This is a genomic window from Ensifer sp. Root142, assembly GCF_001426785.1.
GTDB lineage: Bacteria > Pseudomonadota > Alphaproteobacteria > Rhizobiales > Rhizobiaceae > Ensifer > Ensifer canadensis.
Map to the genome: position 1 here is coordinate 81,784 of NZ_LMFK01000044.1, position 23,950 is coordinate 105,733.

Genomic DNA, 23,950 nt, shown 5'->3' on the forward strand with positions numbered 1-23,950 from the left:
ACTTGACAAGAAACGCAACAGATTCGTTGCCATCAACCTTTTCCAGCTTCAACGTGCTGGATTTCTTGACTTTCGACGGCATTCGGCTTAAGAGCCCGGCCACGCGGTGGTGTGTTTTCCACCGATCGAGCAGTGTTCTTCCCGAACCGGAACGGAAACAGATTTCCCTTTGACCAATTTTGCTGACCTTGGCCTTAGCCAAAAAGTTCTCTCCGCAGTTACCGATGCGGGCTACACAATCCCGACCCCGATCCAGGCTGGTGCCATTCCCCCGGCACTGCAGCGCCGTGATATCCTCGGCATCGCGCAGACGGGAACAGGCAAGACGGCATCCTTCGTGTTGCCGATGCTGACCCTGCTCGAAAAGGGTCGTGCACGTGCGCGCATGCCGCGCACGCTGATTCTGGAGCCGACGCGCGAACTGGCGGCCCAGGTTGCAGAGAACTTCGACAAGTACGGCAAGAACCACAAGCTCAACATCGCACTTCTGATCGGCGGCGTCTCGTTCGACGAACAGGACCGCAAGCTGGAGCGCGGCGCCGATGTGCTGATCTGCACGCCCGGCCGCCTGCTCGACCATTTCGAGCGTGGCAAGCTTTTGATGAGCGGCGTCGAAATCCTGGTCATCGACGAAGCTGACCGCATGCTCGACATGGGCTTCATTCCTGATATCGAGCGCATCGCCAAGATGATCCCGTTCACGCGCCAGACGCTGTTCTTCTCGGCAACCATGCCGCCGGAGATCCAGAAGCTTGCCGACCGCTTCCTGCAGAACCCGGAACGGGTCGAAGTTGCCCGTCCGGCATCGACGGCACAGACGGTGACGCAGCGCTTCGTCGCGACGCACGCGAAGGATTACGAGAAGCGCGCCGTGCTGCGCGATCTGATCCGCGCCCAGGACGAGCTGAAGAACGCCATCATCTTTTGCAATCGCAAGAAGGATGTCGCCGACCTCTTCCGGTCGCTCGAGCGTCATGGCTTCTCGGTTGGTGCTCTGCATGGCGACATGGACCAGCGCTCGCGCATGGCCATGCTTGCCGGCTTCAAGGACAACAACATCACATTGCTGGTCGCATCCGATGTTGCTGCCCGCGGCCTCGACATCCCCGATGTCAGCCATGTCTTCAATTTCGACGTGCCGATCCATGCGGAAGACTATGTTCACCGCATCGGCCGTACCGGCCGTGCTGGCCGCTCCGGCGCGTCCTTCACGCTGGTGACCAAGCGCGACACGAAGTTCTCCGACGCCATCGAGAAGCTGATCGGCCAGAAGGTCGAGTGGCTGAACGGTGATCTGTCGAACCTTCCCGAGCCGATGGAAAGCCACGACACCGGTCGCCGTGAACGCGGTCGTGACGGTCGCAGGGACCGTAATAAAAAAGATGGGGACCGGGCGCCACGTGGCCGTTCCGATCACAAAACCGATACGGTTCGTGCCGATAGTGAGGCCGAAATTGAAGCAGTCGTGGAAAGGGTAGAATCGGTGAAACCGGCACGCAACGCAGAGACGAAGCAGAGCAACGGCCACCGTCCGGAACGTCCGGTCCGCGCGGCAAACCCTGCCAATGACGACAACCGCGATCGCCGCAGCCGCCACCGTCGCGATCACGACGACGGCCCGACACCTGTCGGTTTCGGCGACGAAATCCCCGCATTCATGCTGATCGCCGGCAAGGCCTGATCCTATCAATGGGTCGGCCAGGCATCGACTTTCCGGGCTTCGGTTGCGGACTAGCGATCATGCGCGATGGCAAGCTGTTGTTGTGCAAGCGTTTGAAGGCGCCCGAGGCCGGCCACTGGAATATCGTGGGCGGCAAGGTCGATCACATGGAGCGCAGCGAGCTTGCTGCGCGCCGTGAGGCGGAAGAGGAAAGCGGCCTGTCTATCCGCTCGACCCGCTTTCTCTGCCTCAGCGAACAACTGATCGAAGCAGATCGTCAGCACTGGATCTCGATGATCTACGTGACCGACGACTTTTCGGGCGAACCGCAACTGACCGAACCGGACAAGCTTTCCGACATCGGCTGGTACGATCTCGATGCCCTGCCCCAGCCGCTTTCGCGGTTTGCCGCCGACGCCGTCCGTGCCATTCGCGTGCAGACGAAGGCGCTGGTTGACGCCAATTAAACTCCGTCGTCGATTCTATTTTTTGGCCCGCAGCGACGCCTCATAGGCAAGCCTGACCCACCGCGCCATTTCGTCCGGATCGTCGTACGCTTCTTCCGGGATGCTCCAATAGGGCATCTTCACCGTTTTCCCCTTGCCGTCATAGGCCCATTGTCTGGATCCGGCCGCTTCGAAGGTCGGGCCTGTCCTGTCGTCGCCCTTCAGCAATATTTCGCCATCGACTTCAAGCGCGAAGATGATGCCTTCGAAATAGACGCCCTTGCCGCCGAACATGCGTTTGATGGTCACGGCCCCAAGCGTTTCGAACATCTCTTCGATTGCCGCATTGTCCATGCTGTCACTCCTCCAATATGCCGCCGGCAGCGATGATCTGCTCCGGTGTGTCGAGGTCGAGACGCGCAGCTGCTCCAAGCTCGACGTCGACCACCGACAGTCCACATCTCTCGACGATATGCCTTGCGCCGACATCGCCAACCAGCTGGCTGATGGCAGCAAATGTCTGGCGCGGCAGGATAACCGGGTTGCCGCGCTGGCCATCGGCCGTTGCTCGAATCACTGCCCGCCCGCCTTCAGCGGTAAATGTATCGACGAGCCGGCGCAGATCGCCTGCCGTTATCCCGGGCATGTCGGCGAGCATCACCAGCATGCCGCCCGCTCCTTGATCGAGTGCCGAAAGCCCTGATGTCAGCGACGATGCCATACCGGACATGTAATCGGGATTGGAAACGAGCGTCACCGGCAAATCGCCGAGTGCCGCGCGGATTTCGGCCTCCCGATGGCCGGTGACAACGATCACCCGGCCGATATCGGCTGCAAGCGCGCTGACGACGGTGCGACGGATGAGCGGGACGCCATCGAAGGTCGCGAGCAGCTTGTGGCCGCCCTCCGGCCCCATGCGGCTTGCACGACCCGCTGCCAGCACGACGGTTTCCACCGGGCCCAGAGCTTTGGAGGCAACGGGCTCTCGCGGCTGCGGGCGGGTGGGTATCTCCTTCAGCAGGCCGCCGACGCCGAGCCCGGTAATGTCATGCGGGCTTGGCCATTCGCCGGCGAGGATGCGATCAAGCACCCAATCGAAGCCGTTTTCACGCGGGCTCCGCGCACAGCCGGGCGCTCCGACCACCGGCACCGTGCCGACGCGGCCGAGCACGATGAGATTGCCGGGATCAACAGGCATCCCGACATGGTCGACAGTGCCGCCCGCACGGCGGATGGCGGCCGGAATGACATCATCCGAATCGGCAACCGCCGACGCGCCGAAGACAACGATGAGGTCGTGGTCGGCCTTCAAATCGCCGATGGCTGCAGCCACGGCGTCTTCCGTATGGGCGACGCGCCGCTCGGTCGTTAGCCGGCTTGCGGATTGCCGCAGCCGCGCAGCCAGCACGGCATGGGTCTTATCCATGACCTGGCGTTTCAGCGATGGCAACTCGGTTGCTATTAGTGCCGCGTCGCGCGGGGCGAAGGGTTTGACCTCGAAGGTTGTGTGTTGGCGTAGCAGCGTTTCCGCCTTCGCCACGAGCGAGCCTGCCACTGCAAGCGGGATGATCTTGATCGTCGCCACCATGTCGCCGGGCTGCACCGGCACATGGTCCGCAAGGCAGGCGAGCGTGATGGCCGGGTCGATGCGGTTCAACTCGTCGACGGTCCCGCGGGTGGCGACGAACAGTCCGTGTACGCGGGAATAGATGTTTACGCGGCCGGTTGCCGCTGCCGAGAACCGCAGATGGTCGGGCGCGATCGCCGCAGCGATCCGGGCCGCCGCTTCATCCTCCAGCAGATCACCCCGATCCGGCTGGGCGACGATAACTTCGTCGGTGCCCGCCTGAACCAATGCAGCAATATCGGCTGAGGTCAGGACGTGCCCCTTCGGCAATCGAAGATTGCCAATCTTGACCGCGTGCGCAAGCACGGTGCCTTCGGCCGCTGAAACACTGAGGCTCCCAAATCTCATCGATGTTCCTCGCTGCCGGACATGATGTCCCGGCGCCTGAGCGCTTCGATGATTTCGGCAAGGATAGCAACGGCGATCTCCGCTGGGCTCGCCGCGCCGATGTCAAGGCCGATTGGCGCCCTGATCCGCGCGATCGCATCGTCGGTGAGCCCCAGGCGACGCAGGCGTTCGGCGCGGCCTGCATGGGTCTTTCTGCTGCCAAGCGCACCGACATAGAAACAGCCGGCACTAAGGGCCGCCCGGATCGGTTCGTCATCGATCTTCGGATCATGCGTGAGGGCGACCATGGCCGTGAACTGATCAAGCGGCCGGACGTTGAGAACATCTTCGGGCCACTCCGCTATCAGCTCTACGCCAGCAAAGCGCTCGGCCGTCGCAAAGGCCGTGCGTGGATCGATGATAGTAAGGTCGAAGCCTGCTATGGGCGCCATGCGCGCGAGCGCCTGGGAGATATGGACGGCGCCGACAACCAGGATGCGCGGTGGCGGCAGGTAGACATTGAGGAAAAAGGACCGCTCACCTACGACGATCATTCCGGGCTTGCCGGAGCGAAGTGCTGCCGACATCGCCTCGGTCCATTCGGCCGGACAGCGCTCGCCTTCGACGCAGAGCACGCTTTGGCCGGTCTCGAGATCGCTGAAGACGACAGCCGCTTGCCGCCCCGTCCGGGCTGCATTCAATGCCTGAAGGGTTGTGAGGTCCATGGCTCAGCCGTCAACCCGCTCGACAAGCACCCGGATCCGGCCGCCACAGGAAAGACCGACACGCCATGCCGTCTCGTCGGCAACGCCGAATTCCAGGATCCTCGGATTTCCCGTCTCAAGAATATCAGCGGCTTCGCTGATGACAGCACCTTCGACGCATCCGCCGGAAACGGAACCTTCGAAATTGCCGGCACCGTCAATCACCAGATGACTGCCGACCGGCCGCGGCGCAGACCCCCAGGTTTCGATCACCGTTGCGATCGCCACCCGGCGGCCCTCGCCGACCCAGGCCTCGGCGACTGCGAGCGGATCGAGGACGTCAGCTGATATCTGCATTTTACTTGCCTCCCAGCACGGCGCGATGCTCGCTCATGAACCGTCGAGGGTCGGCCTCTCCGGACCTTTGACCCGACAGCGATCTGACTAGCTCGCCCACGGACTCAAGATTGTGCACGGCACGGAATTCGTCAACATGCGGCAGCATCGCCTTGACGCCGCGCGCCCGCGCCTCGAAGCCGTCGAACCGCAACAGCGGATTAAGCCAGATCAACCGACGGCAGGATCGATGCAGACGATCGATCTCCTGCTCAAGCTCTGTCGTATCGTCCCGCTCGAGCCCGTCAGTAATCAAGAGCACGATGGCGCCCTGCCCCAGGACGCGCCGCGACCAGCGTCGGTTGAACTCATGCAAAGTTTCGCCGATGCGCGTGCCACCCGACCAGTCCTTGACCGCGGATAGGCATTCGTCGAGCGCGACATCCGGGTCGCGGTTTCGCATCGGTCGAGAAACATTGGTCAGCCGCGTGCCGAAGAGGAAGGTGTGAACGCGCTGGCGCTTTTCGCTCAAGGCATGGAGAAAGTGTAGAAAGATGCGGGTGTATTGGCTCATCGAGCCGGAAATATCGGCAAGCACGACCAGCGGCGGATGAACGAGACGCCGTTCGCGAAAGCGCGGCAAGATCAGTTCGCCGCCGAAGCGCATCGCATCGCGCATCGTCGCGCGCGGATCGATCCGGATCTGCCGCGCCGAAGGCCGGTATCGACGCGTACGCACCCGATCGAGTGGCAGCACCAAAGCCGATAGCGCCCGCCTCGCTTCGGTGATCTCGGCAGCCGTCATCTGGGCGAAATCGGCTTTGCGGAACAGCTCCTGGCCCGAGACCGTATAGCGCGCATCGACCTCGATCTCGGGTTCGTCACGTGGCGGCCGGGTGTCATCGTGGCCGGACATCAGTGCGTCGCTAACGCGCGTCTCGCCGGCCCGTCGGCGCTGGCGCTCGCTCTCGCGTTGCGGCGCGAGCGGAGACATCATCGCAATCATTTTCTCGACGAGGCCGCGCGAGCGCCAGAACAGGCGAAAAGCCTCTTCGAACACGGGCTGATCCTCGTGGCGCTTGACGAAGATGCACTGAAGGGCGGCGTAGAACTCCTCGCGGGCGCCGATGCCGATCAGGGCCACCGCGCCGATGGCGTCGGCCACCGCCCCGGGTCCGATCTTTATCCCGGCGCGTCGCAGGGCGCGGGCAAAGTACACGATGTTGTCAGCCAGCCTTCCATCGCCGGGCAGGATCGGCGGGAGAATGGCACCATCAGGCGGATGTTCTCCCGGCTCCATCGTCAACCAGCCGCCAGCAGTTCGGCCTTGACCTCGGCGAGCAGCCTGCGCCCCTCGGCTCCGTCGATCCTGGCGATGTCGTCCTGGTATTTGAGCAAGGTGCCGAGCGTATCGGCGATCGTTTCGGGGTCGAGCGCGAGCCGGTCGAGCTCGGTCAGGGCCGTTGCCCAGTCGATCGTTTCGGCGACACCCGGGTTCTTGAAGAGATCGATGGTGCGAAGCCGCTGCACATAGGCGATGATTTCGCGCGACAGGGCGGCGTTGCAGCCCGGAACCTTGCGGCGGATGATTTCGAGTTCCTGTGTTGCCTTCGGATAGTCGACCCAATGATAGAGGCAGCGCCGCTTCAAGGCGTCGTGGATCTCGCGCGTGCGATTGGTGGTGATGATGACGATAGGCGGCTCAATGGCACGGATGGTGCCGAGTTCAGGAATCGTGACCTGGAAATCCGAGAGGACTTCGAGCAGGAACGCTTCGAAGGCTTCATCCGTGCGATCGAGTTCGTCGATCAGGAACACCGGCGCCCGCCCGTTCTCAGCGGAAATCGCCTGAAGTACCGGGCGTCGAATGAGAAATCGTTCGGAGAAGATGTCGCTTTCGACCCTGCGTCGGTCGACCGCTCCGGCCGCTTCCGACAACCGGATCTCCAGCATCTGCGCAGGGTAGTTCCACTCATAGACGGCAGAGGCGACGTCGAGCCCCTCGTAGCACTGCAGGCGGATCAAGGGCCGATCGAGGGCACGAGCCAGCACCTTGGCAATCTCGGTCTTGCCGACACCGGCCTCGCCCTCGAGAAAGAGCGGGCGTTTCATCCGCAACGCGAGAAACAGCACGGTCGCAAGCGCCGTGCCGGCGAGATAATCCTGTGCCTCCAGCATCGCCATCGTTTCATCGATGGATTGGGGCAATACGCCTGTCGCCGGTGCCGTCATGCATCCTCCGCCACGGCCAGTTTCAGTTGTAAGCTATTTCGGTTGAAGTAATGCCTTTATATCAGTAAGTTGCAGGCGTTTTCTCAATCAAGCGCAGAGAGTGAATTACGCCTCGTGAAAACCTACAGCGAGTGATATCCGCGGTCTACATAAATGAGCGGCGGGCGCGGCGGGCCAAGCGCGACGTCCACGACCTCGCCGAACAGCACCAGATGCGTCGCAATGGTCTTGACCTCGATCAGCCGGCAATCGAACGCGGCCGTCGCATTGACGAGGATCGGCGAACCGGTTGCCAGCTGCCTCCATTGGCCAAGCGCAAAGCGACGATCCATGTCGAGCTGGTCACGGCCGGAAAAGGCGTGGGCGAGCGCACGGTGTTCGTCACCGAGCAGGTTCAGCGCAAAGCTGTCGCCGCGCACGAAGATGTCGTTGCGCGGGTTGGCGCCGTTCAGGCAAACGAGAACGGTCGGCGGACTGTCGGAAACCGAGCAGGAAGCAGTGACCGTGACGCCGCGGCGCTCGCCGCCATTGGCAGCGGTGATGAGCTGCACGTGGCCGGCCAGGCGGCTCATGGCGTCGCGATAACTTATCGGGTCCAGTCGGGTTCTCTCCAACACATCTCTCTCCGGGCGAGGTCAGGCACATATAGACGCTGGCGTAAATTATGAAACCCGCCGGCTGGAGATTCTTTCAGATCCGCGACATGGCCATGGCGCGGATCGGATGCCCGTTGTTTCCACTCGCATCTTTTCCTTTGACGCCGGTGGCCACATCCTTAAAACATGCGGCCACTACAGCGCTGCGGGTGATTGAGTTCATGCCAAGGATTGCGGTAGCATTTTTGGACTCGCTGCATAATCTTTCCTTGAAACCAATCCGAGCTTGGGAATTATGCAGTAGCGGGGAATTGCATGCTTCGATCGATCGTTTTGAGCCTCATCGTAGCGGGAATGGCGCAAGCCGCACCTGCCGCCGCTGCCGGCGTCAAGGTCGCGGTCGTTGCCCCCGTTGAAGGGCCATTTGCCCTTCTCGGCAAACAGATCATCGATGGCGCCTCTTTCCAGGCCGGCGATCGCGGCAGCGAAATCGTCGTCATCCCGGAAACATGCGACGCGGCCGGTGCAGAAGCGCTGACCAAGGCGCTTGTGGCAGCAGCTGCAGAGGCGGCCATCGGCTTCCTCTGCGTCGAGAGCCTCGACGCGACACTGCCCGCCCTCGCCGAGGCCAATATACCGGCGGTGACGTTGAGCGTACGGTCCGACATCCTGATGGAAGACGTACTCAAGAAGCATTGGCCGCTGTTCCGCCTGGCGCCGAGTGGCAAGGCCGAATCGGCAGCCGTCGTTGCTGCGATCACCGCGCGTTGGAAGGACAAGCCGATCGCCTTGATCGACGACGGCACGATCCATAGCCGCGAACTGGTCGAGAGCGTGCGCGCAGCGCTCGGCGAAATCGGATTGACCCCGGTCTTTACCGACACTTATCGCCCCGCCCAGGAGCAGCAGATCAATCTCGTACGACGGCTCGTCAAGAGCGGCTCCACCCACGTTTTCACCGGCGGCGACCGGCAGGATACTGCCGTGATCGCGCGCGACGCGCAGGAGGAAGGCGCGAACCTCACCTTGCTCGGCGGTGACACGCTGAATGCAGCCGACGTTGCCGTGCCGCTCACCGACGGTGTCCTGGCGCTGACGTTGCCCGATGCGGCGCGGTCGCCCGAAGGCAAGCCCATAGCCGAGGCCATGCGTGCCGCCGGCATCGAGCCCGATGGCTATGTGCTCCAGGCATTCGGCGCCATGTCTGTTCTCGAGCAGGCCAAGGATCAGGCTGAGAAGGATGAAAAGCCGTTGACGGAGGCGCTGCTCAAAGGCCCATACCAGACGGTTCTTGGGCCGATTGCTTTCAATGCGGGGCATGAACGCGCCGGCAACCCCTATCGCTTGATGCAATGGCAGAGCGGCCGCTTCGTGCCGGTTGCCGACGCCGCCGGAGTGCAATGATGCTGCCTGGTCCACGCAACCTTATCACCGACGTCGCCGGCCTTTCTGTCGGCAATGCCGAAGATCATCGCTTGAAATCGGGCGTGACCGCCATCGTCTGCGATCCACCGGCAACGGCCGCCGTCCAGGTGCTCGGCGGCGCGCCCGGCACGCGCGAAACGGATCTTCTCGAACCGCACAACACCGTGCAGACAGTCGATGGTATCATTCTGTCCGGCGGGTCAGCGTTTGGGCTGGATGCCGCCTCCGGGGCGCAGGCGGCGCTGAGGGAAATGGGACGTGGGTTTGTGATCGGCCCGCACCGTGTGCCGATCGTCCCGACCGCCATCCTGTTCGACCTGATCAATGGCGGCGACAAGGATTGGGGGCAGTTTCCGCCCTACCGCGAACTTGGGTATGAGGCTGTACAAAAGGCTGACGCTGATTTTGCCACCGGCTCGGTCGGCGCCGGCACTGGCGCCTTGACCGCGACCTTCAAGGGTGGCCTTGGCTCCGCCTCAATCGTGCTGCCGAACGGCATTACCGTCGGCGCGCTCGTGGCCGTCAATGCTTTGGGTTCTGCGACTGTCGGCAGCACCCGGCACTTCTGGGCCGCCCCTCACGAGAAACAGGACGAGTTCGGTGGGCTCGGCCTTCCCCACCCCATGCCGGCGAATGCATCCGAGGTCCGCACGAAAATGGGCGCAAATTTGTCGGCCGCCGCCAACACCACGATTGCGGTCATCGCCACAGATGCGGTGTTGACCAAGGCCGAGGCCAAGCGCCTGGCGATCGCCGCGCATGATGGCTTCTCGCGGGCAATATGGCCGGCGCACACGCCGCTCGACGGCGACCTCATTTTCGCCCTTGCCACCGGCGCAAGCGGCCGGACGCTGGAGCTCGCAGACTTCCTCGATCTGGGTGCTGCCGCCGCCGCGACGATGGCGCGCGCGATCGCCCGCGGCGTCCACGACGCCACACCTGCCGAAAACGATCCCTTGCCGTCATGGTCGAGCCGCGGCTAAGGCGCGATTAGCACCAGCGCATGTTGTTTGCGCGGCTGCGGAGTGCTATTGCGCGGGAAACAGCCGGAGCCTTCTCATGACCCATCCCATCCGCATTGCCCCGTCGATCCTGGCGGCCGATTTCTCGAAGCTCGGACAGGAAGTCCGCGATGTCGTCGATGCCGGCGCGGATTGGATCCATCTCGATGTCATGGACGGCCATTTCGTCCCGAACATCACGTTTGGGCCCGACGTGATCAAGTCGCTGCGCCCCTACACCGAAGCGACCTTCGACTGCCATCTGATGATCTCGCCCGCCGACGGCTTTCTCGAAGCCTTCGCAAAGGCCGGCTGCGATATCCTGACGGTTCACGCCGAAGCCGGGCCGCACCTGCACCGCTCGCTGCAGACTGTCCGGTCGCTCGGCAAGAAGGCCGGCGTCTCGCTCAACCCGGCAACACCCGAAAGCGCCATCGAATATGTGCTCGACACCGTCGATCTGGTGCTGGTGATGACGGTCAACCCGGGCTTCGGCGGCCAGAAGTTCATCGACGCGACCGCGGAAAAGATCCGCCGGATCAAGGCGATGATCGGCGACCGGCCGATCGAGATCGAAGTCGACGGCGGCATTGCGCCTGAAACGGCGGCGATTGCAGCCGGCGCCGGCGCAAACGTGCTGGTCGCCGGTTCGGCGATCTTCAAGGGTGGTTGGGTCGATGCCTATCGCTCCGCCATCCAGGCGATCCGAGCGCCTGCCGAACAGGCCCGCTGATGATCTCGCGCCCGGCAGCGCCAGGGCTCCTCCTCCTGGCGGTGACATTTGTCGCCTCGCAGGCATCGGCGGGTGACTATGCCGCATTCCAGCCGATCGGCTTTTCCTCCGATGGATATGTCTTTGCGTTCGAGGAATACGGTGTCCAGGACGGCTCGGGTTTTCCCTATTCCACGATCTACGTCATCGATACCCGCAACGACACTTTTCTGCCGGGTGCGCCGGTGCGCGCAGTCGGTCGCGAAGATGGCGCCCCCCTGCACCGGATGAGACATGAGGCGCATCGGCGCGCCGCTCCGCTGATCGACGCCTACAGGCTTGCCGAGGCGCCGGGATTGCTGGCGGCCTACAATCCGATTACCGAAGCCAATGCAACGCCATTGGCCCTCACTTACGATGCCTTTGCCGCCGACGATGCCTTCCGCCAGACCTACGGCCTGACGCTCGAAGAAAAGAGCTTCGAACCAGGTGGGCTCTGCAAGGACTTCCTGAAGGAGGTCAAAGGCTTCCGCCTGTCGATGACGATGAAGGCGGGCAAGCCTGCAAGCGACGTGCTGCAGGACGATACCCGTGTGCCGGAAAGCCGCCGTTGCCCGACGGGCTATCGCATCGGCGGTGCGGTAACGCACATGAATGACGACGGCACGCAAACCCACGTTGTGATGGTGCTCGTCAAATCGCTCGGGTTCGAGGGCACGACTGACGGACGATGGATTGCGGTTCCGACGCGGATCGCAAAATGAACGAAACGGGCGCCGGGGCGGAAGTGAAATCAGCATATGCTTCCGCGCCCTCCCTCAAGCGCTCGCGATTCCTGCGGGCGTTTCCGTCCGCGGCGGAACTTGTCTTCGGCACGCCAGCCTGGGGGCTGGTGATGGTCGCTTCCGCCTGGGTCGCGCTCTGGCTGCGCGAGGGCGCCCTGACCTTCCACCTGGTGGAACTGCTGGTGATGTATGGTCTGGGCGGCATGCTGGCCTGGCCAGCTGCCCTGTTCCTCGCACGGTTTTCTACGCTTGGCCGCCCTGCCGAGACGCGGTTTGCGGCCTATCTGCTCTGCCTTTCGCTCGGCACGATCGCCGTGACGGCAATGCTCTTCGCACTCGACTATCGCGTCTTTTACGCCCGCTGGCATGCCAATACCGGTACCCGGACCTGGTTCTACCAGTTCGCCTTTACCTCGCTTGTCGCCTTCTACCAGTTCCTTGTGCTGGGCGTTCGGCTCTATCTTCCGGTTGGCGGCGCCGCACTTCTGGCCGCCAGCCTGTGGCTTGCAGGTTCGCGAGGCCGTCAATAACGTTGAGCTTGTCGGGCATCTTTGCTAGAGGCACAGCCATCCTCCACTGATGACGAAAGCTGAGAGCCCATGATCCCCCGTTATTCCCGACCGGAAATGGTGGCCATCTGGTCGCCGGAAACCAAGTTCCGCATCTGGTTCGAGATCGAGGCCCATGCCTGCGATGCGCTGGCCGAAATCGGCGTGATCCCGAAGGATGCCGCAAAGACGATCTGGGAAAAAGGCGGCGCCGCCAAATTCGACGTCGACCGGATCGACGAAATCGAGGCCGTCACCAAGCATGACGTCATCGCGTTCCTGACGCATCTGGCAGAGTTCGTCGGCCCCGACAGCCGCTTCATCCACCAGGGCATGACATCCTCCGACGTGCTCGACACCTGCTTCAACGTACAGCTCGTGCGCGCAACCGACCTTTTGCTTGCTGATATCGACAAGCTGCTCGAAGCACTGAAGCGCCGCGCCTTTGAGCACAAGGATACGGTGACGATCGGCCGCTCGCACGGCATTCATGCCGAACCGACGACCTTCGGCGTCAAGCTGGCGCTTGCCTATGCCGAGTTCGATCGCTGCAAGCAGCGCCTTATCGCGGCCCGTGAAGAAGTCGCGACCTGCGCCATCTCCGGCGCCGTCGGCACCTTCGCCAATATCGACCCGCGCGTCGAGGAACACGTCGCCAAGGCGCTTGGCCTGAAGCCGGAGCCGGTTTCCACCCAGGTCATTCCGCGCGACCGCCATGCGATGTATTTCGCCACTCTTGGCGTCGTCGCCTCGTCGATCGAGCGGCTGGCAACCGAAATCCGCCACCTACAGCGCACCGAAGTCCTGGAAGCGGAAGAATACTTCTCGCCGGGACAGAAGGGCTCGTCGGCCATGCCGCACAAGCGCAACCCGGTGCTGACGGAGAACCTCACGGGTCTTGCCCGCATGGTTCGCGCCTTCGCCATTCCGGCGATGGAGAACGTAGCCCTCTGGCACGAGCGCGATATCTCGCATTCCTCGGTCGAGCGCATGATCGGCCCTGATGCGACGGTGACGCTCGACTTCGCGCTTGCCCGCCTGACCAACGTGATCGACAAGTTGCTCGTCTATCCCGACAACATGACCAAGAACATGAACAAGTTCCGCGGTCTCGTTCACTCGCAGCGTGTCCTGCTCGCTCTGACGCAGGCCGGTGTTTCGCGTGAGGACGCCTATCGCCTCGTTCAGCGCAATGCGATGAAGGTCTGGGAAGAGGGCAAGGACTTCCTTGAGGAGTTGCTTGCCGACACGGAGGTTCGCGCGGCCCTGTCGGAAGCCGACATCCGCGAAAAGTTCGATCTCGGCTACCACACCAAGCACGTCGACACGATTTTCGGCCGGGTCTTTGGCTGACGCCGCCGCGCAAAAGTGCGTAGCGCTTTTGCGATAACGACATGCGCAAGCAATAAGGGCCGGGCGCGATAGCCGCCCGGTTCGTGTCAGAGCGAAGCACGTTTCTGTGGTATTGCGCTATTATGCCCGCATTTGATGCAGTTTGCTCGAATGCGGGCATTTTTGTTAGCGAGGAATTCAATCTTTGCGTGAGATGATCGAGGCTGATCAATTCAGATCGAGGGTTCACATGGCCTACAAGGACAGTGTTCAGCGCACGGCAGCGCGCACGCAGACGAAGATTACCGGAACGGTGACCTGCAAGACGGGTGCGAGCAACGGCATCGTTACGGATCTTTCCGCAGAAGGCATCTGCTTTCAGCTCTATTTCGACATCAATGCACGCACCGGACAGGAAGTGACGATCCGCAGCGAAGAACTCGGATTTCTGACCGGCATGGTCCGCTGGTATCGCGGTGACAAGATCGGCATCAAGCTCAATCTTTCGTCCAACACCGCCGCCCAGATTTCGTCCTACTACAAATTTTTCAAGTAGGTCGGACGATCCTCACAGGAGGAAGCGGCCAGCCTCCGGGAGGCTGGCCGTTTTGTCGTTATCGCATACGGCTGCTGCGAGCACCGGGCTCAACCATCTTGCGATACATGTGCCATGTCGCGTGACCGAGGATCGGCATGATGACGGCAAGGCCGACGAAGACCGGGATCGACCCGATCAGCAGGCCGGCCGCAACGATCAGCCCCCAGAAGGCAACCGGGATGGGATTGACGAGAGTTGCGCGTATCGAGGTTTCGACGGCAGCCACAGCACCGACGTCACGATCGATCAGCAACGGGAACGACACTACGCTGATCGACAGCACGATCGCGGCGAAGACGAACCCGACGGCGTTGCCGACCAGGATCAGGTTCCAGCCCTGCTCCGTGTTGACGATGCCGTTCCAGAAGGCGGCGATCGATGCCGGCGGTTCGGCGCCGAAGATCCTGATATAGAGCGCCTGTGCCACCAGGAGCCAGGCAATGAAGATGACGAATAGCATCGCTGCGACAGCCACGATCGAGGGCAGTGCCGGAGATCGATGCAGGCGGAAGGCGTGAGGCCAGGACGTGTCCATGCCAAGTTCGCGGCGCCTGCTGATTTCATAGAGTCCGATGGCGGCGACCGGCCCGATAAGGGCAAAGCCGGACGCGAGCGGATAGAGCAGCGGCAGCATGTTGGCGCCCGCGCTCCACGTCATGAGCACGGCACCGGCGATGGGGTAGATCAAGCAGAGAAAAACATAGTGAGACGGCTTTTCGCGAAAGTCGTTGAACCCGAGGCGCAACGCGTCCATCACGTCAGCCAGGCCGATCTTTTTTATTCCGGGATGGGCGACGCTGGCGTCCGGTCCCGACAGAACATGGAATGTTGTCATGGCTCACACTCCTCAACCACTACAGAGCGGTCCCGGACCAGCGACAACGGCAAAACTCGAGCCGCATCGACCGCGACCTGCAGTGTCGATTATACATAAAATGATGCCTCTGTCGCCTACGCCTTGACTTCGACGATTTTCGACGCCACATCGCGGCCATTATGAAACTTTCCGACGCCCATATCCTCATCGTTCCCGGCTACACCAACTCCGGCCCTGACCATTGGCAGTCACGCTGGGAGAGAAAAATGTCCACCGCCCGCCGCGTGGAGCAGGCCGAATGGGCCAAGCCCGTGCGCGAGGATTGGGTGGCGCGCATGGTCGAGGAGGTCAATGCCGCTGAAAAGCCGGTGGTCATCGTCGCCCACTCCCTCGGCGTCGCGACCGCGGTCCATGCCCTGCCCCACATCGAAAAGAAGATCGCCGGCGCCTTCCTGGTGGCTCCGCCTGACGTGGCCAATGCCGCGATCCGTCCGAAGCATCTCATGACATTCGGCCCCTATCCCCGCGATCCGCTGCCGTTCCCGTCGCTGTTGATCGCAAGCCGCAACGATCCGTTCGGCTCCTATGAGCATGCCGACGAAATCGCCAAGTCCTGGGGCTCGCTGTTGGTGGATGCGGGGGAATCCGGCCACCTCAACACCGAGTCCGGGCATGGCCCCTGGCCGGAAGGCACGATGGTCTTTGCGCAGTTCCTCAGCCGCCTCCAACCCTGATCGCACTGCGAATAAGACGACTCGGCATTAATCCGAAGTTCATGGTCCGCGATCATCATCTGCCGGCAACAAATGCTGGATCGTGGGATACGTGACCGGACCGAAAGATCCCATCAGGAGCGAACGCCGCGCGCCGGCGAAGCTGAATATCGTGACGCAAGCGGCGCTGGACCAGCTGCCGGTGGCGGCGCTCGTTTTCAATGAACAAGCGTCAATCGTTTCGGTAAACCCCTATGCCAGCGAGCTTCTGCGTCTTCCGCCGGCAGAGTTGCTCAACCGTTCTCTTCGTGACCTTGTTCACCCCGACGACCATCACCTGCTGAGGCCGACCGGGACGGTGCGATCTTCCGCGTCCGCCCAGACGATCCGCTTGCATGGAGCAGCCGATATCGTTTCGGTGGTCTGCACCTCCTATGCAATGGCGGACGGTCGCATGCTGCTGATGCTGCCGGTCGACCACTTGATCGCCGAGATCGCGGGGCTTCGCAACGACGAGACGCGGTGGAAGTATGCGCTGGAAAGCGCACTTGAAGGCGTCTGGGATCACGATTTTTCGACCGGAAACCTCTTCTATTCCGCCACCTGGAAGCGCCTGCGTGGTCTGGCTGATGACGCCGAGGTCGATGGCGCGCTCGATCGCTGGATCGAGAATGTGCATCCGGACGACCGCGCGCATGTCATGGCCTCGATCGGACGCCAGGATTCTGGAGAGGTCACGTACAACACCTTCCAGTACCGCGAACGCCATGCGGACGGACACTGGGTCTGGATCGAAAGCCGCGGCGCATCCGTCGCCTATGGGCCGGACGGCAAGCCCACTCGCATCATCGGCACCGACACCGACATTACGCCGCGCAAGGAGGCCGAGGCGCGGCTGGAGGAAATCTCGCGGCGCCTGAGACTTGCCCTCGACGTATCGAAGATCGGGGTCTTCGACCATAACCTTGAAACCCAGGAGACGCTTTGGGACGAACGTATCCTCGGTATTTATGGGCTTGACCCCAAAGCCGGCGCGCCCAGCGGCCGCAGTTGGGAAGATATGCTCCACCCCGACGACCGCGAAAAGGCGATCGCCCGCGTCAATGACGGCGTCGCCGCGGGTGCACCCTTCACCAATGCGTTCCGCATCGTCCTGGCGAATGGAGAAATCCGGCACATTCGCGCCAACACGGCGTTCTATGTCGACCGCGATGGCACCCGCAAACTGATCGGCGCGAACTGGGACGTAACCGAAGACATCGCGCTGCAGGAGGAACTGCGCAAGGCCAAGGCCGCAACCGAGGCCCGCAACCGCGAGCTTGAGGAAGCGCGCATCCGTATCGAATACAACGCGTTGCACGACTACCTGACGGACCTGCCGAACAGGCGCTATCTCGACCAGATACTGGCGGACGATCCGACGCTCAACGCTATCCTCCACCTCGATCTTGATCGCTTCAAGCAGATCAACGACACGCTCGGGCATCAGGCCGGCGATGCGATGCTGACCCATGCAGCCGCAATCCTGCGGTCTCATGCCGACCAGGACGATTTCATCGCCCGCATCGGCGGCGACGAATTCGTGATCCTCTGTCGGCGCGGCCGCGGGATGGACGAGCTTGGAGATCTGGCCGCCCGCATCGTCCATGCCTTCCGCCGGCCCATTCCCTATGACGGCCAGCTTTGCCGGCTCGGGGCCAGCATCGGCATTGCCTGGAGGGGCGAGGTCGAGACGGATCCCAAGCAACTGCTGATGAATGCAGATATCGCGCTCTACCGGGCCAAGAGCCTCGGCCGCGATCGCTTCGAGGTGTTTTCCGAGCAGATCCAGAACCAGATCCTCAGCGCCAAACGCACCGGCGACGATATCCGTCAGGCGATCGAAGAAGGCCAGTTCGTGCCCTACTATCAGCCGCAGTTCGACGCCCACTCGCTGGAGCTCACCGGCGTCGAAACTCTGGTGCGATGGGACCACCCGGAACGCGGAATTCTTCCTCCGAGCCACTTTCTGAAGGTAGCTGAAGAGATCAACGCCCTGCCCGCGATCGACAGGAACATCGTCGAGATGGCCTATGCCGATTTTGCGGCCTGGGGGCGTGCCGGTCTGACCGTCCCCAAGATCTCGGTCAATGTCTCCTCGCGCAGACTGCGGGACCCGAGCCTGATTTCAGACCTTCGCGCCATGAACATCCCGCCTGGTGTCATGTCTTTCGAGCTCTTGGAATCCATCTTTCTTGACGATCTCGAAGACGAGATTGCCGCGACGATCGCCGCGCTCAACACGCTCGGTATCGAGATCGAAATTGACGACTTCGGCACCGGCCATGCCTCGATTATCGGCCTGCTCAACCTGAACCCGGCCCGCCTGAAGATCGACCGGGCGCTGGTGGGGCCGATCAACGAAAGCGCCAAGCAGGCAAAGCTCGTTCGTGCCATCATCGACATCGGGCATTCGCTCAATATCAAGGTGGTGGCCGAAGGTGTGGAAACGTGGGAGCACGCGGCGATACTGAGGGAGCTTGGCTGTGATATTCTGCAGGGCTACGCCCTGGCAAAGCCGATGAGCCGCCTCGATTTCGAACAGCGCATCAAGAGCGGCTGGAAACTGTCACCGAACGCGGATGCGCCGCCGGAAAAAGGGCGTCGCTACAAGGCGGTCAAATAAAAACCGCCCGAACTGAGGCCGAGCGGCGATATCATGGGCGTATGATAGCCTCGAAGATCAGCTGCTCTGGACTTGCTCGATGGCGACGCCGAGAAGCTCGAGCATGCGCACACGGATCTGCTCTTCGCTCTGGGCAACGCCGGCAGCGTCGAAATCGGCCTTGATCTTGCGCACAACGTCCTCGTGGCCGGCCTCTTCGAAATCGGCCACAACGACTTCCTTCGCATAGGCCTCTGGGTCGCTCTTGCCGAGCAAGCCGGCAGCCCAGAGACCAAGAAGCTTGTTGCGGCGCGCCTCAGACTTGAACCTCAGTTCCTCGTCCAGCGCAAACTTTGCTTCGAAGGCCTTTTCGCGATCCTGCATCGTCGTCATCAATTGATCTCCCGTGAGAATTCCATGCCGGAAATAGTTATGGCCATAAACCAAAACAGTGGTCAAAGTGCAATGCGAAGTTTTCTCGTTTCGTGACTTTCGTGGTACCGTAAGCATGTCGCGCAAAAGTGCGCAGCGGTTTTGCGACAACGGCATGCGAAAAACCAAAGAACGGATGCGCAAGGAGCGAATCTGAAAGGTTGCGACACGCTTTAGGTAAATCAGGGGAAGGGAAGATACGCCGATTGTGAAACGCGTTCTTTTCAGCTATGGACGCCGTGAGAAGACTCCACTAGCGCGACCCAAGTGCGCCAACAACCACAGAGACAATATCCATGAATCGTCGCCGCCGTATCTACGAGGGCAAGGCAAAGATCCTCTATGAGGGTCCCGAGCCGGGCACGCTGATCCAGTTTTTCAAGGACGACGCGACCGCCTTCAACAAGAAAAAGCATGACGTCATCGACGGCAAGGGTGTGCTGAACAACCGGATTTCCGAGTATATCTTCACGCATCTGAACCGTATCGGCATTCCGACGCACTTCATTCGCCGCCTGAACATGCGCGAGCAGTTGATCAAGGAAGTCGAGATCATCCCCCTTGAGATCGTCGTGCGCAACGTTGCTGCCGGCTCGCTGGCAAAGCGCCTCGGCATCGAGGAAGGCACCGTCCTCCCCCGCTCGATCATCGAATTCTACTACAAGGCCGATGCTCTTGATGACCCGATGGTCTCCGAAGAGCACATCACCGCATTCGGTTGGGCAAGCCCGCAGGAACTCGATGACGTCATGGCGCTTGCCATCCGCATCAACGACTTCCTGACCGGCCTGTTCCTCGGCGTCGGCATCCAGCTCGTCGATTTCAAGATCGAGTGTGGCCGCCTGTTCGAAGGCGACATGATGCGCATCATCCTGGCGGACGAGATTTCGCCGGATAGCTGCCGTCTGTGGGACATCGAGACCAAGGAAAAGCTCGACAAGGACCGCTTCCGCCGTGATTTGGGCGGGCTGGTCGAGGCCTATCAGGAAGTGGCTCGCCGTCTCGGCATCATGAACGAGAACGAGCCTGTGCGCGGCACCGGCCCCGTTCTGGTCAAGTAATTTCTGGTCAAGTTAGTTCGGGGAAAGTGAAAGTGATCAAGGCACGTGTAACCGTGACGCTGAAGAATGGCGTTCTCGATCCGCAGGGCAAGGCAATTGAAGGTGCGCTCGGCGCACTCGGCTTCGACGGCATCGGCCAGGTCCGCCAGGGCAAGGTCTTCGATCTACAGATCGAAACCGGCGACAAAGCCAAGGCCGAGGCCGACCTCAAGGCGATGTGCGAAAAGCTGCTCGCCAACACAGTGATTGAAAACTACACCATCTCCCTCGCCTGATGGCGGCGGAGTGCCGCGGATGGCCTGACGTGAAGGCCGGCGTGATCTGGAAATAATGAGGAGGCCCATCTGACATGGGCCATCCTCACGCAGATCAGCCGAAACGACATCGAAGGGGCATACTGTCCGCGGCTCGATGGTTTCGAAATAGCAGGATGCGCAGTGCATCCAATATCGGCCCGAGCGCGTCAAATTGCGCTTCGGCCGCATCGGAAACCGCCTCGAATTGCATGAGCTTCAAGAGGCGCAGGCAGGGTTTGAACCGCACCATGAAGTCAGCCGTCGTCCAGCTTCCAGGCCTCAACCGCGATCGCGACATGATCGCTGCCCTCACCAAGATCTCCGGCAAGGCGCCCGTAACCGTCTGGCAGACCGAAACGGAGATCCCTGATGTCGACCTGATCGTCATCCCCGGCGGTTTCTCCTACGGTGACTATCTGCGCTGCGGCGCGATTGCCGCGCGCATGCCGGTCATGCAGGCGATCAAGGCGAAGGCCGAAAAGGGCGTGAAGGTCCTCGGCGTCTGCAACGGTTTCCAGATCCTGGTCGAGGCCGGTCTGCTCCCGGGCGCGCTGATGCGCAACGCATCGCTCAAGTTCGTCTGCCGCGAGGTCAAGCTCGAAGTCGTCAACGCCGACACCGACTTTACCCGCGCCTATTCCAAGGGACAGATCATCCGCAGCCCGGTTGCGCACCACGACGGCAACTACTTCGCCGACGCGGAGACCCTGAAGACGATCGAAGGCAACGGCCAGGTCGTGTTCCGCTACGCCGAAGGCACCAATCCGAATGGCTCGATGGGCGATATTGCCGGCGTGATGAACACGGCCGGCAACGTGCTCGGCATGATGCCGCATCCGGAAAACCTGATCGAGGCGGCTCATGGCGGCGCCGATGGTCGCGGCATCTTCGCTTCGGCTCTCGAAGTAATCGCCGCTTAACCGTCGCGCTGATAGAAGGCATCCGACCATCCCCGTAACGCAAGCGAGACCGTCGATGCCTTCCATGTTTTCTAGACGCCTGACCGGCCCTGCTTGCGCGGCGTTCGCCCTGACGCTTCTGGCGTCCTGCCAAACATCGCGCCCGCCGGCGCCGACGGCAAGCTCGGCAGCCCTGCCGACAATGGAACGCGTGGCGCTCGGCGCCAACAGCTGCTGGTTCAAATCGGGCGATGCTGCCTTCAAGAACTACCGGCTTGCCCCTGAACTCAATTCCTTCTCCGGACGTCCCCGCATCCTGATCGTGCCGCGCAAGTCGCCGGAAGCACGGCCGCTTGCCGTCATCCAGGCGGAAGGCCAGCCGGCGCGGTTGCAGGCGTTCGGACCGCTCATGAGCGAACCGGTCGCCACCCGCATGAGTGCAGATATCCGGCGTTGGGCCGCTGGCGGCCAGGGCTGCAATTAATCCAGGCACCGGTTGAGAGTTCGGACGCTGTTGGCTGGTGCCCTCAGCGTTCGCTGATGCGCGTCGCAATCTCTAGGGCATACGGCGCTTTGTTCGCATGCCGCTATCGCAAAACCACCGCACGCTTTGTGTGATGCCCGTTAACGCCAGAACGCAACGGACGATTCCCGCCGGGCATCCTTCTCGCAGACCCCGATATCGATCAGTTGCCAATCGCTCATCTCTTCGAGAGCTAACCGGCTGCGTCTCTTGGCGGCCAGGAAACAATAGAGCCGCCAGAGACGTTGAAGCGCGTTCTTAGCACTCCCCGAGATTTCGACATCAAACCCGATCTTGCGACGCGCGCGAGGGGCCTTTTTCACGACTGCCGAGCAAATTGTATCAATTGTACTCATTGTAGGCTCCAATGCATCGATTGCTATCATTGCATTGGTGATAATTGACATATTTCGCTGTGTAATCTAGGTAATTGTCACTATGACAAATTGGCTCCCAGACATTCAGCAGGGTCATGGTCCGCTTTATGCGCGGATCGCCGACCAGATCGAACAGGCAATTGGCGAAGGCGCCCTGCCCGTCGGCGCAAAATTGCCGCCGCAGCGCAATCTCGCCTATGACATTGGTGTCACCATTGGTACCATTGGACGCGCCTACAATATCGTGCGCGAACGCGGCCTCGTCAGCGGCGAGGTCGGGCGCGGAACCTATGTTCTCGATCACCAGGAAAGCCGCCCGCCCGAGCAGGCCGATCCGCTGACCACATCCTTGGCCGGCACCCGGCCGCTGATTGCACCCGCCGGCAAATTGCGCTTCGACAGCACCGCGGCGCCGGACATCGGCCAGGGCTTTGTCCTGAGTGAGCTCTTGAGCGAGATCAGCCGCGATCACCACGCCGACATTGCCAGCTACGCGCGCAATTTCCCGGATCACTGGTTTGAGGCCGGATGCCAATGGCTGGCGCGCGGCGGCTTTCGTCCCTCGCCTGAAACGATCGTGCCGACGCTCGGAGCGCACGCGGCTGTCATTGCCGTGATCGCGGCAGTCACCTCGCCCGGCGATCGTATCGCCTTCGAGACCTTGACCTATTCCCAGGTCAGCCGCAGCGCCGGCTTGATCGGGCGCCGCACGACCCTGATGGAATCGGATGAATTCGGCCTGATTCCCGAGGATTTCGAGCGGGTCTGCGCGCAGCAGCATCCCAAGCTCGCCTTCCTTATGCCAAGCGCGCAGAATCCGACCGTTGCCGTCATGCCGCTCGCCCGGCGTCAGGCGATTGCCGATATCGCCCGCAAGTACGGTGTCTGGCTGGTGGAGGACGATCTCTACGGCGCCATGACCGGCGATCCGACGCCGCCTTTAGCGGAGCTTGCACCTGAGCGGACCTTCCTGGTTGGTGGTCTTTCAAAGTCTGTTGCTGCCGGTGTGCGCGGCGGCTGGGTTGCCTGCCCTCCCCATTTCAGCCAGCGCATTCGCATTGCCCACAAGATGGTCAGTGGCGGCCTGCCGTTCATCCTGGCGGAGCTGTGTTCGCGGCTGGTGCTTTCCGGAGCGGCCACTATTCTGCGCGGCAAGGGTATCGAAGAGATCCGGGCGCGCGAGGCGATTGCCCGCGAAGTGTTCGATGGCATCGAGTTCAGCTCGCATCCGTGCGTTCCCTTCCTCTGGATGAAGCTGCCGGAACCGTGGCTTTCCGGCACATTCAAGCAGGCTGCACTGCAGGAAGGCGTGCTCGTCGACGACGAGGACGAATTCAAGGCCGGCCGGGCGGACCGCGTCTTTCACCGTATCCGTATCGGCTTTTCCTCACCGGCCGACCGTGCCGAAGTGCGCAACGGCTTCCAGACTTTGCGGCGGTTGCTCGACAGCGGACGAGTGGGTTACGACAGTTTCGACTGATAACCCGGTGTCCCGTATGTTTTAGCAGTCTTGTGTAGATCGATTCGCCTCAACAATTCGGCATGCCAGCATTGCTTTTTCTTCGTTCATCCCACCGCCTCGCGACATCGTCGCTTGTTCTCGTCAGTTTGCTTTCGACAGCGCCTGCGAATATGCCGCAGCCGGATTCAGATTAAACGAGCATTGGAACCTGTCGGCAACGGTGGCGCATGCCTCGCATGCCGAACTTTGCGGCGGCCCCAACGATGGCTCGACCCGTGCCGATCTCGCACTCGGCTACAAGTTCTGACAGGTCGGCACCACCTGAGGCGCGTGAGGGCATCAAAAAGGGCGGCAACCGTTGTTGATCGCCCGTATTTTTCTGTCGCGCCGCGCCGCA

The 23,950-nt window shown here is 61.7% G+C and carries 26 protein-coding genes and 1 pseudogene; 17 read left to right on the forward strand and 10 right to left on the reverse strand.

Annotated elements, in window-relative coordinates:
* The first annotated feature begins 169 nt into the window (after positions 1-169).
* Both ASD52_RS28950 and ASD52_RS28955 read left to right on the forward strand, forming a co-directional pair.
* Positions 170-1,681 carry a DEAD/DEAH box helicase gene (locus ASD52_RS28950; RefSeq protein WP_025427131.1) on the forward strand — a complete coding sequence of 504 codons (1,512 nt, stop codon included), beginning with the start codon at positions 170-172 and terminating at the stop codon, positions 1,679-1,681.
* 8 nt (positions 1,682-1,689) lie between these two features.
* Entirely contained in the window at positions 1,690-2,127 is a 438-nt protein-coding gene (locus ASD52_RS28955; protein ID WP_025427132.1) for an NUDIX domain-containing protein, read from the forward strand.
* Between the two features lie 15 nt (positions 2,128-2,142).
* On the opposite strand, the gene ASD52_RS28960 is transcribed toward ASD52_RS28955, so the two are convergent.
* The 7 genes from ASD52_RS28960 to ASD52_RS28990 form a co-directional block, all read right to left on the reverse strand.
* Positions 2,143-2,460 (reverse strand): TfoX/Sxy family protein, encoded by a 318-nt coding sequence (locus tag ASD52_RS28960; RefSeq protein WP_025427133.1) that lies wholly within the window; start codon positions 2,458-2,460, stop codon positions 2,143-2,145.
* Between the two features lie 4 nt (positions 2,461-2,464).
* Entirely contained in the window at positions 2,465-4,081 is a 1,617-nt protein-coding gene (locus ASD52_RS28965; protein WP_025427134.1) for an NTP transferase domain-containing protein, read from the reverse strand.
* Positions 4,078-4,785, reverse strand: coding sequence for an XdhC family protein (locus ASD52_RS28970; RefSeq protein WP_025427135.1), 708 nt, complete (start codon positions 4,783-4,785; stop codon positions 4,078-4,080). The genes ASD52_RS28965 and ASD52_RS28970 overlap by 4 nt, the downstream gene beginning before the upstream one ends.
* A 3-nt stretch (positions 4,786-4,788) precedes the next feature.
* Positions 4,789-5,121, reverse strand: a complete 333-nt coding sequence (locus tag ASD52_RS28975) for an XdhC family protein (RefSeq protein ID WP_025427136.1) — start codon at positions 5,119-5,121, stop codon at positions 4,789-4,791.
* 1 nt (position 5,122) lies between these two features.
* Positions 5,123-6,400, reverse strand: coding sequence for a VWA domain-containing protein (locus ASD52_RS28980; protein ID WP_057214329.1), 1,278 nt, complete (start codon positions 6,398-6,400; stop codon positions 5,123-5,125).
* Between the two features lie 2 nt (positions 6,401-6,402).
* On the reverse strand, positions 6,403-7,332 hold the full coding sequence (locus ASD52_RS28985; protein ID WP_025427138.1) for a MoxR family ATPase: 930 nt from the start codon (positions 7,330-7,332) through the stop codon (positions 6,403-6,405).
* Positions 7,333-7,454: 122 nt separating this feature from the next.
* Complete coding sequence (locus ASD52_RS28990; protein ID WP_081788855.1) at positions 7,455-7,904, reverse strand: flavin reductase family protein; 450 nt, start codon at positions 7,902-7,904, stop codon at positions 7,455-7,457.
* Positions 7,905-8,243: 339 nt separating this feature from the next.
* Here ASD52_RS28990 and ASD52_RS28995 point away from each other — a divergent pair, with 339 nt between their 5' ends.
* The 7 genes from ASD52_RS28995 (at position 8,244) to ASD52_RS29025 (ending at position 14,287) form a co-directional block, all read left to right on the forward strand.
* A complete protein-coding gene (locus tag ASD52_RS28995) occupies positions 8,244-9,332 on the forward strand; it encodes a branched-chain amino acid ABC transporter substrate-binding protein (protein WP_025427140.1) in 1,089 nt (362 codons plus the stop codon).
* Positions 9,329-10,336, forward strand: coding sequence for a P1 family peptidase (locus ASD52_RS29000; RefSeq protein ID WP_025427141.1), 1,008 nt, complete (start codon positions 9,329-9,331; stop codon positions 10,334-10,336). The genes ASD52_RS28995 and ASD52_RS29000 overlap by 4 nt, the downstream gene beginning before the upstream one ends.
* Before the next feature lie 76 nt (positions 10,337-10,412).
* Positions 10,413-11,087: a ribulose-phosphate 3-epimerase gene (gene rpe / locus ASD52_RS29005; RefSeq protein ID WP_025427142.1), complete on the forward strand. Its 675-nt coding sequence runs from the start codon at positions 10,413-10,415 to the stop codon at positions 11,085-11,087.
* Complete coding sequence (locus ASD52_RS29010) at positions 11,087-11,830, forward strand: DUF2259 domain-containing protein (RefSeq protein WP_025427143.1); 744 nt, start codon at positions 11,087-11,089, stop codon at positions 11,828-11,830. Before rpe ends, ASD52_RS29010 begins: the two co-directional genes overlap by 1 nt.
* Positions 11,827-12,381: a hypothetical protein gene (locus ASD52_RS29015; RefSeq protein ID WP_051509166.1), complete on the forward strand. Its 555-nt coding sequence runs from the start codon at positions 11,827-11,829 to the stop codon at positions 12,379-12,381. Before ASD52_RS29010 ends, ASD52_RS29015 begins: the two co-directional genes overlap by 4 nt.
* A 69-nt stretch (positions 12,382-12,450) precedes the next feature.
* On the forward strand, positions 12,451-13,752 hold the full coding sequence (gene purB, locus ASD52_RS29020) for an adenylosuccinate lyase (RefSeq protein ID WP_025427145.1): 1,302 nt from the start codon (positions 12,451-12,453) through the stop codon (positions 13,750-13,752).
* Positions 13,753-13,981: 229 nt separating this feature from the next.
* Positions 13,982-14,287 (forward strand): PilZ domain-containing protein, encoded by a 306-nt coding sequence (locus ASD52_RS29025; protein ID WP_025427146.1) that lies wholly within the window; start codon positions 13,982-13,984, stop codon positions 14,285-14,287.
* 58 nt (positions 14,288-14,345) lie between these two features.
* Here the strand turns inward: ASD52_RS29025 and ASD52_RS29030 are convergent, their stop codons facing one another.
* Complete coding sequence (locus tag ASD52_RS29030; protein ID WP_057208670.1) at positions 14,346-15,164, reverse strand: DUF2189 domain-containing protein; 819 nt, start codon at positions 15,162-15,164, stop codon at positions 14,346-14,348.
* A gap of 161 nt (positions 15,165-15,325) precedes the next feature.
* On the opposite strand from ASD52_RS29030, the gene ASD52_RS29035 reads away from it, so the two are divergent.
* Together ASD52_RS29035 and ASD52_RS29040 are read left to right on the forward strand one after the other, a co-directional pair.
* Positions 15,326-15,880, forward strand: a complete 555-nt coding sequence (locus ASD52_RS29035; protein ID WP_025427148.1) for an alpha/beta hydrolase — start codon at positions 15,326-15,328, stop codon at positions 15,878-15,880.
* Between the two features lie 91 nt (positions 15,881-15,971).
* Entirely contained in the window at positions 15,972-18,524 is a 2,553-nt protein-coding gene (locus ASD52_RS29040) for an EAL domain-containing protein (RefSeq protein WP_051509167.1), read from the forward strand.
* 57 nt (positions 18,525-18,581) lie between these two features.
* Here ASD52_RS29040 and ASD52_RS29045 read toward each other — a convergent pair whose 3' ends face one another.
* Positions 18,582-18,896, reverse strand: coding sequence for an ATPase inhibitor subunit zeta (locus tag ASD52_RS29045; RefSeq protein WP_025427150.1), 315 nt, complete (start codon positions 18,894-18,896; stop codon positions 18,582-18,584).
* A gap of 335 nt (positions 18,897-19,231) precedes the next feature.
* Between ASD52_RS29045 and purC the strand changes: the two genes are divergently transcribed.
* From purC to ASD52_RS29065, 4 genes are all read left to right on the forward strand, one after another.
* On the forward strand, positions 19,232-19,996 hold the full coding sequence (purC, locus tag ASD52_RS29050; protein ID WP_025427151.1) for a phosphoribosylaminoimidazolesuccinocarboxamide synthase: 765 nt from the start codon (positions 19,232-19,234) through the stop codon (positions 19,994-19,996).
* 32 nt (positions 19,997-20,028) lie between these two features.
* Positions 20,029-20,271: a phosphoribosylformylglycinamidine synthase subunit PurS gene (purS, locus tag ASD52_RS29055; RefSeq protein ID WP_025427152.1), complete on the forward strand. Its 243-nt coding sequence runs from the start codon at positions 20,029-20,031 to the stop codon at positions 20,269-20,271.
* A 269-nt stretch (positions 20,272-20,540) separates the two neighbouring features.
* On the forward strand, positions 20,541-21,212 hold the full coding sequence (gene purQ, locus ASD52_RS29060; RefSeq protein WP_025427153.1) for a phosphoribosylformylglycinamidine synthase subunit PurQ: 672 nt from the start codon (positions 20,541-20,543) through the stop codon (positions 21,210-21,212).
* Positions 21,213-21,267: 55 nt separating this feature from the next.
* On the forward strand, positions 21,268-21,675 hold the full coding sequence (locus tag ASD52_RS29065; protein ID WP_025427154.1) for a hypothetical protein: 408 nt from the start codon (positions 21,268-21,270) through the stop codon (positions 21,673-21,675).
* A gap of 140 nt (positions 21,676-21,815) precedes the next feature.
* On the opposite strand, the gene ASD52_RS40670 is transcribed toward ASD52_RS29065, so the two are convergent.
* Complete coding sequence (locus ASD52_RS40670) at positions 21,816-22,121, reverse strand: DUF1127 domain-containing protein (RefSeq protein WP_038576122.1); 306 nt, start codon at positions 22,119-22,121, stop codon at positions 21,816-21,818.
* A 31-nt stretch (positions 22,122-22,152) separates the two neighbouring features.
* Between ASD52_RS40670 and ASD52_RS29075 the strand changes: the two genes are divergently transcribed.
* Positions 22,153-23,571: a PLP-dependent aminotransferase family protein gene (locus ASD52_RS29075; protein WP_025427156.1), complete on the forward strand. Its 1,419-nt coding sequence runs from the start codon at positions 22,153-22,155 to the stop codon at positions 23,569-23,571.
* A 148-nt stretch (positions 23,572-23,719) separates the two neighbouring features.
* Positions 23,720-23,860: pseudogene (locus ASD52_RS40455) on the forward strand (acyloxyacyl hydrolase); the annotation flags it as partial.
* Positions 23,861-23,950 lie beyond the last annotated feature (90 nt).

Coding starts and splice junctions, on each gene's coding strand:
- purC (WP_025427151.1), top strand. CDS start 19,232: ATGAATCGTCGCCGCCGTATCTACGAGGGCAAGGCAAAGATCCTCTAT.
- ASD52_RS29065 (WP_025427154.1), top strand. CDS start 21,268: ATGCCTTCCATGTTTTCTAGACGCCTGACCGGCCCTGCTTGCGCGGCG.
- ASD52_RS28990 (WP_081788855.1), bottom strand. CDS start 7,904: ATGAGCCGCCTGGCCGGCCACGTGCAGCTCATCACCGCTGCCAATGGC.
- ASD52_RS29045 (WP_025427150.1), bottom strand. CDS start 18,896: ATGACGACGATGCAGGATCGCGAAAAGGCCTTCGAAGCAAAGTTTGCG.
- rpe (WP_025427142.1), top strand. CDS start 10,413: ATGACCCATCCCATCCGCATTGCCCCGTCGATCCTGGCGGCCGATTTC.
- ASD52_RS29015 (WP_051509166.1), top strand. CDS start 11,827: ATGAACGAAACGGGCGCCGGGGCGGAAGTGAAATCAGCATATGCTTCC.
- ASD52_RS29025 (WP_025427146.1), top strand. CDS start 13,982: ATGGCCTACAAGGACAGTGTTCAGCGCACGGCAGCGCGCACGCAGACG.
- ASD52_RS28995 (WP_025427140.1), top strand. CDS start 8,244: ATGCTTCGATCGATCGTTTTGAGCCTCATCGTAGCGGGAATGGCGCAA.
- purQ (WP_025427153.1), top strand. CDS start 20,541: ATGAAGTCAGCCGTCGTCCAGCTTCCAGGCCTCAACCGCGATCGCGAC.
- ASD52_RS28975 (WP_025427136.1), bottom strand. CDS start 5,121: ATGCAGATATCAGCTGACGTCCTCGATCCGCTCGCAGTCGCCGAGGCC.
- ASD52_RS28980 (WP_057214329.1), bottom strand. CDS start 6,400: ATGGAGCCGGGAGAACATCCGCCTGATGGTGCCATTCTCCCGCCGATC.
- ASD52_RS40670 (WP_038576122.1), bottom strand. CDS start 22,121: ATGTCAATTATCACCAATGCAATGATAGCAATCGATGCATTGGAGCCT.
- ASD52_RS28985 (WP_025427138.1), bottom strand. CDS start 7,332: ATGACGGCACCGGCGACAGGCGTATTGCCCCAATCCATCGATGAAACG.
- ASD52_RS29010 (WP_025427143.1), top strand. CDS start 11,087: ATGATCTCGCGCCCGGCAGCGCCAGGGCTCCTCCTCCTGGCGGTGACA.
- ASD52_RS28955 (WP_025427132.1), top strand. CDS start 1,690: ATGGGTCGGCCAGGCATCGACTTTCCGGGCTTCGGTTGCGGACTAGCG.
- ASD52_RS29035 (WP_025427148.1), top strand. CDS start 15,326: ATGAAACTTTCCGACGCCCATATCCTCATCGTTCCCGGCTACACCAAC.
- ASD52_RS28970 (WP_025427135.1), bottom strand. CDS start 4,785: ATGGACCTCACAACCCTTCAGGCATTGAATGCAGCCCGGACGGGGCGG.
- purB (WP_025427145.1), top strand. CDS start 12,451: ATGATCCCCCGTTATTCCCGACCGGAAATGGTGGCCATCTGGTCGCCG.
- ASD52_RS29000 (WP_025427141.1), top strand. CDS start 9,329: ATGATGCTGCCTGGTCCACGCAACCTTATCACCGACGTCGCCGGCCTT.
- ASD52_RS28960 (WP_025427133.1), bottom strand. CDS start 2,460: ATGGACAATGCGGCAATCGAAGAGATGTTCGAAACGCTTGGGGCCGTG.
- ASD52_RS29030 (WP_057208670.1), bottom strand. CDS start 15,164: ATGACAACATTCCATGTTCTGTCGGGACCGGACGCCAGCGTCGCCCAT.
- ASD52_RS28965 (WP_025427134.1), bottom strand. CDS start 4,081: ATGAGATTTGGGAGCCTCAGTGTTTCAGCGGCCGAAGGCACCGTGCTT.
- ASD52_RS29075 (WP_025427156.1), top strand. CDS start 22,153: ATGACAAATTGGCTCCCAGACATTCAGCAGGGTCATGGTCCGCTTTAT.